At 65.4% G+C, this 14,012-nt stretch carries 14 protein-coding genes and 1 riboswitch; of the genes, 6 read left to right on the top strand and 8 right to left on the bottom strand.

The genetic code is table 11. The features are described from left to right. Nucleotides 1-123: 123 nt before the first annotated feature. Both ribB and AASM09_RS03170 read right to left on the bottom strand, forming a co-directional pair. Entirely contained in the window at nt 124-1,224 is a 1,101-nt protein-coding gene (gene ribB, locus AASM09_RS03175; RefSeq protein WP_049429499.1) for a 3,4-dihydroxy-2-butanone-4-phosphate synthase, read from the bottom strand. After that, the gene (locus AASM09_RS03170) at nt 1,221-1,823 is read right to left on the bottom strand and encodes a riboflavin synthase (RefSeq protein ID WP_049429509.1); all 603 of its coding nucleotides are present in this window, start codon (nt 1,821-1,823) and stop codon (nt 1,221-1,223) included. Before AASM09_RS03170 ends, ribB begins: the two co-directional genes overlap by 4 nt. Before the next feature lie 74 nt (nt 1,824-1,897). Continuing rightward, nucleotides 1,898-2,043, bottom strand: a riboswitch (FMN riboswitch). A gap of 187 nt (nt 2,044-2,230) precedes the next feature. Between AASM09_RS03170 and AASM09_RS03165 the strand changes: the two genes are divergently transcribed. The 4 genes from AASM09_RS03165 (at nt 2,231) to AASM09_RS03150 (ending at nt 6,002) form a co-directional block, all read left to right on the top strand. Continuing rightward, a complete protein-coding gene (locus tag AASM09_RS03165) occupies nt 2,231-2,851 on the top strand; it encodes an outer membrane beta-barrel protein (protein WP_049429498.1) in 621 nt (206 codons plus the stop codon). A gap of 153 nt (nt 2,852-3,004) precedes the next feature. Then, complete coding sequence (locus AASM09_RS03160) at nt 3,005-3,889, top strand: hypothetical protein (RefSeq protein WP_049429497.1); 885 nt, start codon at nt 3,005-3,007, stop codon at nt 3,887-3,889. 179 nt (nt 3,890-4,068) lie between these two features. Further along, nucleotides 4,069-5,085: a hypothetical protein gene (locus AASM09_RS03155; RefSeq protein WP_152906582.1), complete on the top strand. Its 1,017-nt coding sequence runs from the start codon at nt 4,069-4,071 to the stop codon at nt 5,083-5,085. An 8-nt stretch (nt 5,086-5,093) separates the two neighbouring features. Beyond that, nucleotides 5,094-6,002 carry a hypothetical protein gene (locus AASM09_RS03150; protein ID WP_049429495.1) on the top strand — a complete coding sequence of 303 codons (909 nt, stop codon included), beginning with the start codon at nt 5,094-5,096 and terminating at the stop codon, nt 6,000-6,002. Nucleotides 6,003-6,172: 170 nt separating this feature from the next. On the opposite strand, the gene ribD is transcribed toward AASM09_RS03150, so the two are convergent. The 6 genes from ribD to AASM09_RS03120 form a co-directional block, all read right to left on the bottom strand. Beyond that, nucleotides 6,173-7,258 (bottom strand): bifunctional diaminohydroxyphosphoribosylaminopyrimidine deaminase/5-amino-6-(5-phosphoribosylamino)uracil reductase RibD, encoded by a 1,086-nt coding sequence (ribD, locus tag AASM09_RS03145; protein ID WP_049429494.1) that lies wholly within the window; start codon nt 7,256-7,258, stop codon nt 6,173-6,175. Between the two features lie 118 nt (nt 7,259-7,376). Further along, nucleotides 7,377-7,898 (bottom strand): transcriptional regulator NrdR, encoded by a 522-nt coding sequence (gene nrdR / locus AASM09_RS03140; protein WP_004143350.1) that lies wholly within the window; start codon nt 7,896-7,898, stop codon nt 7,377-7,379. Nucleotides 7,899-8,056: 158 nt separating this feature from the next. Then, nucleotides 8,057-8,488 carry a hypothetical protein gene (locus tag AASM09_RS03135; RefSeq protein WP_049429493.1) on the bottom strand — a complete coding sequence of 144 codons (432 nt, stop codon included), beginning with the start codon at nt 8,486-8,488 and terminating at the stop codon, nt 8,057-8,059. A gap of 110 nt (nt 8,489-8,598) precedes the next feature. Continuing rightward, nucleotides 8,599-9,027, bottom strand: coding sequence for a hypothetical protein (locus tag AASM09_RS03130; protein WP_049429492.1), 429 nt, complete (start codon nt 9,025-9,027; stop codon nt 8,599-8,601). A 189-nt stretch (nt 9,028-9,216) separates the two neighbouring features. After that, complete coding sequence (glyA, locus tag AASM09_RS03125) at nt 9,217-10,470, bottom strand: serine hydroxymethyltransferase (RefSeq protein WP_049429491.1); 1,254 nt, start codon at nt 10,468-10,470, stop codon at nt 9,217-9,219. Nucleotides 10,471-10,657: 187 nt separating this feature from the next. Then, on the bottom strand, nt 10,658-11,146 hold the full coding sequence (locus tag AASM09_RS03120) for an RcnB family protein (RefSeq protein WP_049429490.1): 489 nt from the start codon (nt 11,144-11,146) through the stop codon (nt 10,658-10,660). 253 nt (nt 11,147-11,399) lie between these two features. Here AASM09_RS03120 and ettA point away from each other — a divergent pair, with 253 nt between their 5' ends. Together ettA and AASM09_RS03110 are read left to right on the top strand one after the other, a co-directional pair. Next, complete coding sequence (gene ettA / locus AASM09_RS03115) at nt 11,400-13,064, top strand: energy-dependent translational throttle protein EttA (protein WP_005408049.1); 1,665 nt, start codon at nt 11,400-11,402, stop codon at nt 13,062-13,064. A gap of 235 nt (nt 13,065-13,299) precedes the next feature. Beyond that, nucleotides 13,300-13,989 (top strand): outer membrane protein, encoded by a 690-nt coding sequence (locus AASM09_RS03110; protein ID WP_049429489.1) that lies wholly within the window; start codon nt 13,300-13,302, stop codon nt 13,987-13,989. The last annotated feature ends 23 nt before the right edge of the window (nt 13,990-14,012 follow it).

Here is a 14,012-nt window from a genome sequence, read left to right as displayed (position 1 = left end):
CTTGAGGGAGCCTGCTGTAGAGCCGAGCCATGCTCGGCTGCCCTGTCTGGCACCGGACCGGAGAACCCCGCGCTGGGCGCATGAGCCGAGCATGGCTCGGCTCTACAAGGGTTCCCAATGGCCTCAGCAGCCCACCGTCTCCACCACTTCCAGGCCGTACCCGGCCAGGCCGATCTGGCGGCGCGGGGTGCCCAGCACGCGCAGCTTGCCCAAGCCCAGGTCGGACAGGATCTGCGCGCCGGCACCGTTGCGGCGCCACTGGCTCACGTCCTTGTCCTTGCCCGGCACTACCGGCGCCGCCTGCTGGCGCAGGCGGGCCAGCAGGGCCTCGCCATCACGCGGCGCCTGCAGCACCACCATCACGCCACTGCCTTCGGCGTCGATGGCACGCAGGGCATCGGTGGCGGCCACGCCGAAATCATCGCGACGCCAGTGCAGCAGGTCGGCCAGCGGGTTTTCCACCTGCACCCGCACCAGGGTGGGGGTGTCGGCGTCCGGGGTACCACGCACCAGGGCGAAATGCAGGTCGTGGGCGATGCGGTCGCGGTAGGTCACCAGCTTGAACGGGCCGAATTCGGTATCGATGTCGCGCTCGTCGACGCGCTCGACGGTCTTTTCGGTGGCCAGGCGGTAGGCGATCAGGTCGGCGATGGAGCCCATCTTCAGGCCGTGCTCGCGGGCGAAAACTTCCAGCTCCGGGCGGCGCGCCATGCTGCCGTCGGGGTTCAGGATCTCAACCAGCACGCCGGCCGGTTCCAGCCCGGCCAGCATGGCCAGGTCCACGCCGGCCTCGGTGTGGCCGGCGCGGGTGAGCACGCCGCCCGGCTGGGCGATCAGCGGGAAGATGTGGCCCGGCTGGTGCAGGTCGGCCGGCTTGGCGTTGGGCTTTACTGCGGTGCGGATGGTGTGCGCACGGTCATGCGCGGAAATGCCGGTGGTGACACCCTCGGCCGCCTCGATGCTGACGGTGAAGTTGGTCTGGAACTGCGCGGTATTGGCCTGCACCATCGGCGCCAGGCCCAGATCGGCCGCGCGCGTGCGGGTGAGCGGCAGGCACACCAGGCCACGGCCGTGGGTGACCATGAAATTGATGTCGCTGGCCTTCACCAGCTCGGCGGCCATGATCAGGTCGCCTTCGTTCTCGCGGTCTTCGTCATCGACGATGACCACCATGCGGCCCAGGCGGATGTCTTCCAGGATTTCGGGGATGGGTGCGAAGTTCATGCGCGGGCTCCTTCACCCAACAACCGCTCGACATACCGAGCGACCAGATCGATTTCCAGGTTCACCGCGCTGCCCACGCCGGTAGCGGAAAACGCGGTGTTGGCCACGGTGTGCGGAATGAGGGCGACTTCGAAGCCTTCATCGTCCACTTCGTTGACGGTGAGGCTGACGCCGTCCACGCAGATCGAGCCCTTCTTGGCAATGTAGCGGCGCAGCGAGGCCGGCGCGGCGAAGCGCCAGCGCTGGGCGCGCGCATCTTCGTGGATGGACAGCACCTGGCCCAGGCCATCGACGTGGCCGCTGACCAGATGGCCGCCCAGGCGGTCGGTCGGGCGCATGGCGCGCTCCAGGTTGATGACCGCGCCCTCGCCCAGCTGGCCCAGCGTGGTCAGGCCCAGGGTCTCGGTGGAGGCATCAGCCTGGAAGCCGCAGGCGTCGAATGCGATGACGGTGAGGCAGACGCCGTTGATGGCAATGCTCTCGCCCATCTGCACGTTGTCAAACGGCAGCGTCCCGACATTGAAAGTGAAGCGGACATCGCCGCCAATGGGTTCGCGAGCGGCCAGACGGCCGACGCCTTCGATGATTCCAGTAAACAAGTAACGTTCTCCGCGGAATGTGAGCGAAAAACGCCGCAAGGCAAACAGGCGCACGCAGGGCATGAGCCCTGTGGCACCGTCTTCTTTCATCCGGACTATGACCGTCGGCTCCGGCATTGGACCGGATCTGCTGACCCCCGGCCGTGGGCCGGGGCGCTCGCGGGCTCGTGCTTGCGCACCTACCGCCGGTGGGGAGTTGCACCCCGCCCTGAAGACGTTTGTGTACCGGCGAACCGGCGTAGCCAGTGTAACAGCCCGGGCTGAACGGGGTCGGATGCCACAGCTGTGACGCCCGTCGCTCGCAATTTGTAAAACTTTCATTAAAATTCTGCCTCGGACGACATGATGTCGCCACGGGCAGCCGCAAGGGCAGGCCCGCCAATGGACTGAAATTCACAGGAATTCCCATGCGCAAGATCCTGATTGTGGCCGCCCTGCTGGCCGCCGCCCCGTTCACCGCGTCGGCCGACGCCCTGAGCTACACCTACGTTGAAGGTGGCTGGACGCAGGTCAAGGTTGACGACAACGCACTGGACGACCCCAAGGTCGACGGCGGCTACCTGCGTGGTTCGGTCGCGCTGGCCGAACAGGTCTACGTCTTCGGCGGCTGGTCGCGTACCAGCAAGACCCGCCATTACGGCGAAGATTCGCTGAAGCTGGAACTGAACCAGCCGGAGCTGGGCATTGGTTACCACATGCCGTGGTCCGACCGCGTGGACTTCACCGCCGATGCCGCCTGGGTGCGCCAGAACGCCGAATCGACCCTGCGCTATGACGGCGTGCGTTACCACGGCAAGGACCACACCAACCTGGGCCGCGTCACCATGGGTATCCGCGGCAAGCCGTCGCGCATGACCGAAGCCTGGGCCAAGGCCGGCTACATGGATGGCGGCAACAACTTCAAGGGCACCTGGGTCGGTACCGTCGGCGGCCAGATCAACTTCACCAAGACCTGGGGCCTGGTGGGCGAGATCTCCGGCTACCGCGACGTCACCCAGTACTCGGTGGGCGTGCGCGCCAGCTTCTGATCCAACGATCGCTCCTCGTCGTGCGATCGAACGGGCCCCGCAAGGGGCCCGTTTTTTTTGGCCGCTGCACACCGGCACGTGGCCGCGTGGCGCCATCGAAAGTGCAGGCAGATGCGCTAGTCTTGCGCGCCTCTGGAACAGGAAACCACCGTCATGAAGACGCTCACCCGTAGCTTGCTGACCAGCGCCGTGCTGTGCGCCCCGCTGTTTGCCAGTGCCGCCCCGGCCCCGCTGACGCCCGAACAGGCCTTCGACCTGTACGCGCGCACCCTGCTGGAAGACGACGCGGCCGCCACCCGCACGCTCAACGATGCGCTGAAGCCAGCCTTCGAAGGCCAGGACGCCGTGACCCCGACCCCGGGTGCCCTGGCCAAGGCCCTGGCCGAGCCGTGGCAGACCGTGCTGGCCAGCGCCGGTGACAAGACCGACGCCGCCGCCACCGAAGCGCTGTACGCCAAGGCCCTGCGCGATTCGAAGTGCCGCGCGACCAAGAGCGTGATCGAAGACAACGAATACGTTGAAGACCAGAAGCTGGCGCGCATCAGCTTCAGCTGCCAGGTGCCCGACCTGGGCAAGGTGCGCCCGCTGTTTGCTGCCAGCCTGGCCGCCGATGCCAGCCCGGCCTCGCGAAAGCAGTTCACCGATGCCTATACCCAGGCGCTGCAGAGCGGCGCGCGCGTGCCGGTCAGCGGCACCTTCACCCTGTACCCGGCCAAGGACAACGGCTATTGGTACAGCGGTAATTTCGATGACCTGGTGGGCACCGTGGCCGGCGCACTGGCCCCGTTCGAGGACTGGATGCAGGACGTGGAGGCCGCCAGCGCACCGAAGGTAACCGGCGTACCGGGCTGCGACCTGCTGCTGCAACAGCACCGCGCCTGCGTGGCGAAGATCGCGCCGGACCAGATCAGCGGCGTGGATGCGATGGCCGAGGAACTGAAGGCCAAGGCACAGGTGCAGTCGGCCGAGGAGATGACGCAGGAGTGCAAGGCACTGCGCCCGATCGCCGAGATGATGTGGACTGACGAATGCGCGTGAGGCGGTAAGCGATATCGCCGGGCCATGCCCGGCATTACGCCGCTGCCGTCAGCCTTCGGCGGCAGTGCCGGTATGGTGTGACAGAGAGTCCGGGCAACCTTCACGATGCCTGGGAGGGGCCTGCCGGCGAAGGTGGCGCGCGGACGGCCAGATATCCTCGATGCCACCAAGGCACGCGCATGCAGTCCACCGCCATCCCGACTGCGCAGGAACAAGGTCCTCTGGAGGCAGTGCGACTCGCTGAGTCGAACGGCCAAAGTCCGCGCCCCGTGAACCCGGCGCCGTGGGTCTGGAATTTCGGATTTCTTGCATGGACCCAGGGTCCACGTACAGGGATCCTCGCGTTCCATTCCACGCGACGCGGCCATGCCATGCTGAAACCGATCATCACCGGATTGCTCGGCACGTCGCTGTCGGCGACCGCCGCGCCCACGGGCGCACTCTCGCTGGAAGAGACCTTTGACGCGTACGTACGCGTAGTCACCCAGGATGACGAGCGAGCCCGAACCGCACTGAGGGAGAGCCTGCAGACAGCCAGTAAACATGCGTTCCCCGGAATCGGGGATACCGTAGACGCGCTCCATATCCATCAAGGCCCTGCGCTGGGAAGCAATGACCCCATTGCCATGGCTGTCAAAGCCAGGTGGCACTCCATCCATTGCAAAGAGGTCGAGCGCGCCGATAGCGGCTCTCCCGATCGTGTGACGATCCGCTACCACTGCGGGGTTCCAGACGTCTCCAGCTTCTTCGCGACCTATCGCGAGCATCGCGAACAATTCGTGGCCGTGGATGCAGTCGCGTCCATCCAACCCGCGAAAATGGCATTTGCCCAAGTGCTGACCCAAGCTCCCAACAGCACGTTCGACACCACGGCCGAGTTCTTCCGTGCTGGCGAAGGCGGTCCCTGGGCCAGTACCGACATGATGTTCCTCGGGCTGGCGCTGCTTCAGAAGATGCTGCCGTTCCGGGAATGGAATGAGCGCATCGAGGCAGAGTCCATCACTGCCCGTACGGGCATTCCTGCGTGTGACCTGCTGCTTGACGCACGACTGAAAGCCGCACGGATTCACGACTCCGTCGATCCCTCATCAGACGACGCGACCTTTCAGAATGTCCTGGAAGAGACGGTCAGCGGGATGGGACCCGACGAGGCTCGCGCGCACTGCCGTGCACTCCAGGAACGCCACCGACCATGAGTCCACCCATGAAAATGATGCGACTGCTCGTACTGACCTGCGCGCCACTCTCTGCCCTGGCCTCGCCCGATGCATCCACGCAGCGTGCGGATGCGCTGCCGTCGGGCGAGATCACCGCAGGTATTGACGCCAATTTCCAGCTTTATCTTTCGCTTCTGCTCGCTGCCGACCCGGTTGCCCGCCGCACCCTCGACGCGCAGTGGAAGGGTACGTTCCAGCCCCCAGGCTATCTCGATCGGCTGCAGGAAGTGCGAGCGCGCATTGGCGATGACGAGGCCGCCGAACGCTTCCTGGTGCCTGCTGGCTTTGAATCACCCGGCATCGGCGCTGCATCGCTGGACAGGCTGGGCCGCGTGACCTGTACCGCACTATCCACCCGCGCCGGCCCCACCGCCAATACAGCGACGTTGTCCTATCGCTGCTCTGTCCCCGACCTGACTCCACTGTACGCCAGGTACCGGGAGGCAACAAAGGCAGGTTCCAGGGCTGCGGCTCCCGCCGAGATGGCCGACATCTTCCGTCGCCAGGTCAGGATACTGAGGGGATCAGGATCGCGCAGCATTTCCGGGGATCTGGAGTTCTTCCGACATGGCCAGGGCGCATGGCTCAGCCGCAGTGCCAACAGCCTGGAAGCGAAGCTGCTCGACGCCTTCATTCCCTACCACGGCTGGGACCGGCGCATGCTGGAGGAGGAAGCGCCCAGGCTCACAGGATCGGTTGCATGTGACTGGCCGCTGCATCGGCTCCGCAACTGCGTGAGCCAGCAGGCACCGCATCGCATCGGTCATTTCAATGCGCTCCAGGCCGAAATACTGGATGCGGCGAAAGGCATGGATGAGCACCAGCTATTGACCTACTGCAACAACCAGGTATCGCCCCATCTTCATTTCGAATACAGCGGCCTGACATGCCCATGAAACAGGGCCCGGCAAGGTGCACGTGCGGTCAGGGCTGATGAACTACGCGTACGGCAAATGCCTGGGAGGCCATTGGAGACCTGTGAGCCTTGCAACATGCGCAGCGATCATTCGCCCCGCCAACCTTGATGCCACATCCGGCGGGTACGACGCGACATGATCGGCTTGCGTTACGGCCGCAGCAGCAGACGCATGTCCTCACCCACCTGGCGTTGATCCACCACGCGCAGCCGGTGCTGCTGGGCCATCGCCTCGATGCCGAGGCCAGCCAGCAGCGGGCGGCCGGTATCGCCCAGCAGCGTCGGCGCCTGGTAGAGCAACAACTCATCCACCCAGCCGCCGCGCAACAGTGCACCGGCCAGGGTGGCTCCAGCCTCGGTATGCACTTCGTTGATGCCACGCTCGGCCAGCAGGACCAGCACCGCACCAAGGTCCAAACTGCCACCGCTGCCCGGCACGCTGGCAAATTCGGCGTCGGCCGCATCCGGTGCGCTTACTGCTGCGTCATGCAGGTACAACGTCGGTGCCCCACCCTCGCGCACACGGCTGCATTCCAGCGAACGCAGGCGCGAATCCAGCACCACGCGCAGCGGCGGCATCACGTCGGTATCGGCCAGGCGTACGGTCAGCATCGGGTCGTCGGCCAGCACGGTGTCGGCGCCGGTCAGGATCGCGCCGGCGCGAGCACGCCAGTGCTGCACATCCTCGCGCGCGGCCGGGCCGGTAATCCACTTGGAGCTGCCGTCGGCCATCGCGGTGCGGCCATCCAGGCTGGCGGCCAGCTTCACCCGCAGCCACGGGCGGTTGCGCTCCACGCGTGAGAGGAAGCCCTTGTTGAGTTCGCGTGCCTGCGCGGACATCAACCCTTCGGCGACCTCGATGCCGGCATTGCGCAGCAGATCGAAGCCACCGCCATCAACCTTCGGGAACGGATCGCGCATCGCCGCAACCACGCGCGACACGCCGGCCTCGATCAACGCCAGCGCGCACGGCGGCGTGCGCCCGTAGTGTGCGCAGGGCTCCAGGGTGACGTAGGCGGTGGCACCGCGGGCCTCGATGCCGGCCTCGCGCAGCGCGAACACTTCGGCGTGCGGGCCACCCGCGCGTTGGTGCCAGCCCTGCCCGACCACGCGTTCGCCATGGGCGATCACGCAGCCGACCATCGGATTGGGGCGGGTGGTGTAGGCGGCACGCTCGGCCAGGCGCAGTGCGTTGGCCATGTGCAGGTGGTCGAGGACGGAGAACGAGGTGCTCATGCCACCATGGTAACGCTGACGGTGTAGATCCACGCCATCAGTGCCAACCAAGGTTGGCACCCACCAGAGCAAAGGCCATTGTGCCAACCAAGGTTGGCACCCACCAAGGCAGAAGCGGTCAGCCCTTCTTCTTCTTGGTCAGGGCAATCACGTCGCCCAGCAGCTGCAGCTGTTCGGTACTGGACGGCAGGTCACGTTCCAGCTTCTCGATCTCCTCGCGGAAATCAGCTACGTCCTCGAAGCTGCGGTACACCGACGCAAACCGCACGTAGCCCACGTGATCGAGCTTGCGCAGTTCATTCATCACGAACTCGCCAACCTTGATCGAAGGCACTTCGCGCTCGCCGCTGATACGCAGCTGGTGAACCACCGCGCGTACCGCCGCTTCGATCTTGTCTTCGGCCACCGCACGCTTCTGCAGCGCGCGGTCGAAACCCGCCCGCACCTTGCGCTGGTCGAACGCTTCGCGGGTGCCATCGCTCTTGACGATGGCCGGCAGCTTCAGTTCAACCGTTTCCATGGTGCTGAAGCGCTCGCCGCAGGCTTCGCATTCACGCCGACGGCGGATCGTCGCGCCGTCTTCAGAGACGCGCGAGTCGATGACCCGGGTATCGGCATGTTGGCAGAAGGGGCAATGCATGGAACGCCTGGCTCAGGGGGCAACCTAATTGCCACGGTCATGGCAGCGTCGCAAAGGTACCTGAGAAGGCGTTCAGCAGCAAATGCTGTCTGCGCAGAAGTGCCTGCGCAGCGCGCCCAGCGCGCGCGTGGCGGGAGGCTCAGCCCGCCTTGCCGACATCAGGGGGCAGACCGTCCCCAGCGCAGCCACGCCAGGTGCCCCGCCATCACCAGCAACGGCGGGCCAAGCCCAAAGAAGGCCAGCGTCGTTATCTCACCATGCTTGAAGGTGAAATACAGCGTGGCGGCGACCACGCCCAGCGCGGCGAAGGTCCCCAGCAGCAGCCCAATCCATGCGACAAGCGGGGATTGGCGCAGGCCATCGCGGCCGCGCCACAGGAAGAGCCCGGTCAGCCACATCCATGACAACAGACCGAGAAGCCCGGCCAACGACCACAGCGCGATCACCGCGGGCTCGTTGCCGGACAGATACTTGCCGTCCATGACGGCTATCAGGCCCAGCACCGCCACGGTGCCTCCTGCCGCCGCAGTGGGCAGGCCCACCAGCAGGCCTGCTATCCCCATCCATCGTTTGTGCTGCTGCTCATCCATAGGCTCGACTCTCCTTGCTGACGTCAAGGGCTTCGTGGCTGCTGTGGCTCCTGACGCCTCAACCATGCCTGCGAAGCGGACTGCGAGCAAGTTCCCGCGCAGACTGCCATTTACTCCACCACCTCCTTCTTTGTCAGCCATCGGAGGTGGCAGACAAGGGTCAACCACGGGGCGCCCAAGGCTATGGACACAGGCAGAAACAGCATGCCAAACGGTCCAACCACTATGTACATGGCACACCCGGCCTGCATGGCGCATATCAACCCCATCGCACTCAGCGGCTCCGAGTTTTCCCGTAGCCCGGCGGTGCCGCGCTCATGCCACGCATTGATCAGCCTGTAAATGAAAGACAGGGCAAGCAACGAGAGCAGGGCCCACAGCGCAATCATTGACAGAAATACAACACTGCCACGAAGAAGAGCTCCCCAGGTCATCAAGAATGCGAAATAAAAACTGAAAAGAACCAGGGGAACGGACAACAGCCAAAAGTGTAGAGCAAGAAGAATCGACTGCTTGGCAGGTGGATGGCGCATGGTCATGACCCTTGAGGCGATTACACGAGCCTGAGACCCCGCCGTCAGCTAAGCCATACGATTATTCTGAAAAAGTATCAATCGGATACTGGGGTCAGAGCCCTTCCCTGCGGGAAGGGATCCGACCCCTGCGTCGATCCGGGTTGCGGGGTCGGATCCCTTTCCGCATGGAAAGGGCTCTGACCCCTGCTTCGATCAGCCGTAGACCGGGTACTTGCGGCACTGCGCGCTGACGGCGTCGCGCACGCGGGCGATGACGGCTTCATCGGTCGGTGCGTCGAGCACATCGGCGATCCAGTTGGCCAGGTCCACGCAGTCCTGTTCCACGTAGCCGCGGGTGGTCACCGCCGGGGTGCCCAAGCGCAGGCCCGAGGTCACGAACGGCGAACGCGGGTCGTTCGGCACCGAGTTCTTGTTGACGGTGATGTGCGCCTTGCCCAGTGCAGCTTCCGCATCCTTGCCGGACACGTCCTTGCCGATCATGTCGACCAGCATCAGGTGGTTCTGGGTGCCACCGGAGACGATCTTGTAGCCGCGCGCGATGAGCGTGTTGGCCATCGCCTGGGCGTTCTTCACTACCTGCTGCTGGTAGGCCTTGAAGCCCGGTTCCAGTGCTTCCTTGAAGGCCACGGCCTTGCCGGCGATGACGTGCATCAGCGGACCGCCCTGGATGCCCGGGAACACGATCGACTGCAGCTTCTTGACCAGGTCTTCGTCGGCGCCCTTGGCGACGATGATGCCGCCGCGCGGGCCGCGCAGGGTCTTGTGGGTGGTCGAGGTGACCACGTGCGCGTGTTCCAGCGGGCTCGGGTAGACGCCGGCGGCGACCAGGCCGGCGACGTGCGCCATGTCCACGAACAGGTAGGCACCGACCTTGTCGGCGATGGCGCGGAAGCGCGCCCAGTCGATCACCTGCGAGTAGGCCGAGAAACCAGCCACGACCATCTTCGGCTTGTGCTCCAGGGCCAGGCGCTCGACTTCGTCGTAGTCGATCAGGCCCTGGTCGTTCACGCCGTACTGCACGGCGTTGAACAGCTTGCCCGAGGCATTCACCTTGGCACCGTGGGTGAGGTGGCCGCCGTGGGCCAGGCTCATGCCGAGGATGGTGTCACCCGGCTGCAGCAGCGCGAAGTACACGGCCTGGTTGGCCTGCGAACCGCTGTGCGGCTGCACGTTGGCGTAATCGGCGCCGAACAGCTGCTTGAGGCGGTCAATCGCCAGCTGCTCGGCGATGTCCACGTATTCGCAGCCGCCGTAGTAGCGCTTGCCCGGGTAGCCTTCAGCGTACTTGTTGGTCAGCTGGCTGCCCTGCGCTTCCATCACCGCCGGGCTGGTGTAGTTCTCGCTGGCGATCAGCTCGACGTGGTCTTCCTGGCGCTGGGTCTCAGCGGCGATGGCCTTGGCCAGTTCGGGATCGTAGGATTCGATGCGGACGTCACGCGGGAACATCGGGTACTCCAGCAGGCAGGGAAAGGGGATACGACTCAGCCCTCGATTGTAGCCCCGCACCGGCCTGCTGGGGCCGAAACAGACGGGGCCGGCATCCCCGAAGGAATCCGGCCCCGTATGGTTTCGATTGATGGTGTGGGCTCAGAGCCCTTTCCGTTGGAAAGGGATCCGACCCCGGCCGCGATCCTCAGCGCCCGCTGAGCACGTACTGGGCGATCACGCCGGTGGCGATGGCCACCAGCAGCATGTTGCCGCGGTCGTCGCGGATCCAGTGATGCCCGTACGGCGGGCGTCGCAGGTGGTAGCGCGGGTAGTCGTTCACCACGTAGACCGGGCCACGGTAGTAGTCGCGGTAGGGGGAACCGACCCGCCAGCCGTAGCCGCCATAGCGCGGCGGCGGCGGTGCCGGACGATAGACCACGCGCGGCGGCGCCGGGCGGTAGTAGCGGTCATGGTCGCGGTGCCACTCGCGGCGATCCTGGCGGTAGTCGCGCCGGGCCTCGCGGCGGTCGCGCTCCCAGTCACGGCGGTCCTGGCGCCACTCACGGCGATCCTCCCGCCACTCGCGGCGGTCATGGTCGCGACCGCGATGGTCATTGTCGGCGAAGGCCGGGGCCACGGCGCCCAGCGCCAGCACAGAGGCCACGGCGCCGGCCATTACTCGATTGATGCGCATGTCAGACCTCTGCTCGGGTGGGTGGTGAGCCCATATTGCCCACCCGATCTGAACCGTTTCCGGCTGGAAACGCTTCCCGCTGCGGGACTGTGACGGAGTATTCAGGCGATAGCCAGCCCGGCGGCGCCACCCGGGCGCGGCCCGGAACCGGTTCCGGCTATAATTGGCGGTATTCCATTTCAGTCTGTGCCCACTGCCGCAACGGGATCTTCCCGTGACGGACCGGGCGCAGGGCCGCGCCTACGGAGACCGCATGTCCTCGCAATACATCTACACCATGAACCGCGTGTCCAAGGTGGTCCCGCCCAAGCGGCAGATCATCAAGGACATCTCGCTGTCCTTCTTCCCGGGCGCGAAGATCGGCCTGCTGGGCCTGAACGGCGCCGGCAAGTCCACCGTGCTGAAGATCATGGCCGGCGTGGACACCGATTTCGAGGGCGAAGCCCGCCCGCAGCCGGGCATCAAGGTCGGCTACCTGGCGCAGGAACCGGAGCTGGACCCGACCAAGACCGTGCGTGAAGCGGTGGAGGAAGGCGTGGGCGAAGTGCTGCAGGCCCAGGCCGCGCTGGAAGCGGTGTACGCCGCCTACGCCGAGGAAGGCGCCGACTTCGACGCGCTGGCCAAGGAACAGGAGCGCCTGGAGGCGATCCTGGCCGCCGGCGATGCGCACACCCTGGAAAACCAGCTGGACGTGGCGGCCGATGCGCTGCGCCTGCCGCCGTGGGATGCCATCGTCGGCAAGCTGTCCGGTGGTGAGAAGCGCCGCGTGGCGCTGTGCCGCCTGCTGCTGCAGAAGCCGGACATGCTGCTGCTGGACGAACCGACCAACCACCTCGACGCCGAGTCGGTGGAATGGCTGGAGCAGTTCCTGGCGCGCTACACCGGCACCGTGGTGGCCGTTACCCATGACCGCTACTTCCTGGACAACGCCGCCGAGTGGATCCTGGAACTGGACCGCGGCCGCGGCATTCCGTGGAAGGGCAACTACACCGACTGGCTGACCCAGAAGGACGAGCGCCTGAAGCAGGAAGACAACCAGGAAAAGGCTCGCCAGAAGGCGATCCAGAAGGAACTGGAGTGGTCGCGCCAGAACGCCAAGGGCGGCCGCACCAAGGGCAAGGCCCGTCTGGCCCGCCTGGAAGAGCTGCAGTCGGTCGATTACCAGAAGCGCAACGAGACCAATGAAATCTTCATCCCGCCGGGCGAGCGCCTGGGCAATGCGGTGATGGAGTTCAAGAACGTCTCCAAGAAGTTCGGCGACCGCCTGCTGTTCGACAACCTGAGCTTCCTGGTGCCGGCCGGCGCCATCGTCGGCATCATCGGCCCGAACGGTGCCGGTAAGTCGACCCTGTTCAAGATGATCACCGGCCAGGAAAAGCCGGATACCGGCGAGATCGTGGTCGGCCCGACCGTGAAGCTGTCCTACGTGGACCAGAGCCGCGACGCGCTGGAAGGCAACCACAACGTCTTCCAGGAAATCGCCGGCGGCCTGGACATCCTCAACATCAACGGCATCGAGATCCAGTCGCGCGCCTACATCGGCCGCTTCAACTTCAAGGGCCAGGACCAGCAGAAGATGGTCGGTTCGCTGTCCGGTGGTGAGCGTGGCCGCCTGCACATGGCCAAGACCCTGCTGCAGGGTGGCAACGTGCTGCTGCTCGACGAACCGTCCAACGACCTGGACATCGAAACGCTGCGTGCGCTGGAAGATGCGCTGCTGGAGTTCCCGGGCAACACCTTCGTCATTTCGCATGACCGCTGGTTCCTGGATCGCATCGCGACCCACATCCTGGCGTTCGAAGGCGACTCGCACGTGGAGTTCTTCCAGGGCAACTACCGCGAGTACGAAGAAGACAAGCGCCGCCGCATGGGCGACGACGCGGCGCCGAAGCGCCTGCGCTTCAAGGCGCTGAAGTAAGCCGCACCGCAGGAAACGAAAGGCCGCGCTCGCGCGGCCTTTCGTCTTTCAGGCCTTCCTGTCGCCAGTTTTTCAAGGTGTTTTCGCCGGTCGGAATTCAACCGCTGATGAACGTCCGAGCCCAAACAGGCGTGAAACCCTGTCGCAGTCTCGCTTTGCAATTCGTTGTATGTATTCACTCGCCCACATCGGTTTTCCTACGCGCCCGCTTCATCCCCCAACGCAGGAAACCGCAATGAAAACACTGATCATCACCACGGCAGCCCTGCTGCTGTCGGGCACCGCCACGGCCGCAACCACCGACTGGGAAGGCTACTACTTCGGCGTGCAGGCGTCGCACGGCGAAGGCCACAGCAAGGACCGCAGCAACGCCAACGCATCGGAGAAGAGCATCCGCGGCTTCACCGGCGGCGTGCAGGGCGGCCGCCGCTGGCAGTTCGACAACAACATCGTGGTGGGCCTGGAAGGTTCGCTGTCCTTCGGCAACGTCGCGCGCGACTGGAAGGACCGCGAGCAGCACCAGTACAGCCCGTACCACGGCAAGGATGCAGTGACCCGCGCAGGCGCCGTTGATGTGACGCTGGGCCGCGCGATGGGCCGCTGGCTGCCCTACGTCGGTGCCGGCGTGACGGTGGCCCGGCAGGAATTCACACTGGGCTGCGACAAGTCGCTGGTGGAGGCCACCAACGGCTGCCGCGTGGCCGAATTCGAGACCCGCGCCTCGCACGTGTCCACCGGCGCCCACGCCACGGCAGGCGTGCTGTACCGCTTCAACGACCGCCTCTCGGCCGGTGCCGAGTACCGCTACACCCACCTGGGTTCCAGCCCGGTGACCCTGGAAGATCCCAACTACCCGGCTGCGGCCCGTCGCAGCTTCCATACCGACTACAGCAGCGTTACGCTGAAGTTGAACTACCACTTCTAACCGCCTGGCGACGTACCCGCAGG

The sequence above is a fragment of the Stenotrophomonas maltophilia genome (genome assembly GCF_039555535.1).
Classification (GTDB): Bacteria; Pseudomonadota; Gammaproteobacteria; order Xanthomonadales; family Xanthomonadaceae; genus Stenotrophomonas; species Stenotrophomonas maltophilia_Q.
This window is presented reverse-complemented; position numbering and strand designations above follow the sequence as displayed.